Source organism: Candidatus Nitrosotalea sp. FS, from assembly GCF_011319475.1.
Classification (GTDB): Archaea; Thermoproteota; Nitrososphaeria; order Nitrososphaerales; family Nitrosopumilaceae; genus Nitrosotalea.
This window is the reverse complement of record NZ_RCMC01000064.1, coordinates 1-733: the sequence shown is the minus strand read 5'-3', so window position 1 is coordinate 733 and position 733 is coordinate 1. Positions and strand designations below refer to the sequence as shown.

1 protein-coding gene and 1 pseudogene are annotated in these 733 nt (G+C 36.3%); both read left to right on the top strand.

Annotated features, from left to right (window positions below; genetic code table 11):
* Window positions 1-325: pseudogene (locus tag DYY66_RS02930) on the top strand (hypothetical protein); the annotation flags it as partial.
* A gap of 4 nt (window positions 326-329) precedes the next feature.
* Window positions 330-733: hypothetical protein (locus DYY66_RS02925; RefSeq protein ID WP_166286069.1), on the top strand; the 404-nt coding region annotated here is incomplete at its 3' end.

Genomic DNA, 733 nt, shown 5'->3' with positions numbered 1-733 from the left:
GTGGAAATTACTTGGCAAAATAGGATTCAAAGGATTTCTTGCAACAAAAGATGGAAAAAATATTGGTGGGATAACATTCTCATTTTTTAATGGATACATTAACGAATGGGGAATTGCCCGTTCCTCTCTAGATACTACTGAGAAACTATATTCTCAGGATCTACTCAAATGGAAAATAATTGAATGGGGGTTAGAAAATAAACAGAGATTCTATGATCTATCTGGATTCAATCCAAATCCTGTGTCTGGAAAAGAAGAAGGAATACTTAGATACAAGAAAAAATGGGGAGGAAAACAGTATGATTATTGGTTGGTCAGGAAGTGATTGATTGAATATACTTCATGCAGGTAACATGGCAAACCTCGGATATGTTATATCGAGACAGCTAAGAAAATCTGGAATTGACGCAGATCTTTTACTTGAAAAAAATCCTCCAAAAGGATCTGATCCATTTCGTTTTGATCCATTGCTAAATGGTATATATCCTGACTGGATCTCATTTTATGACAAATCAAAATCTTCATGGAAAACTAGTGTGATAAAAAAAATGCGCGACAAAAAATATGATTTGGTGCATGCGTACGTTGAGATGCCAATTTTTGCATATCTTTCAAGGCGACCGTTTGTTGCTCATACACAAGGCAGCGATTTTAGAGAAATGGCAATGGGGAATTCGCTCAGGGGAATACTCTTGAGACTAGCCTACAAGAGAGCAAAGGCAGTTCTCTTTTT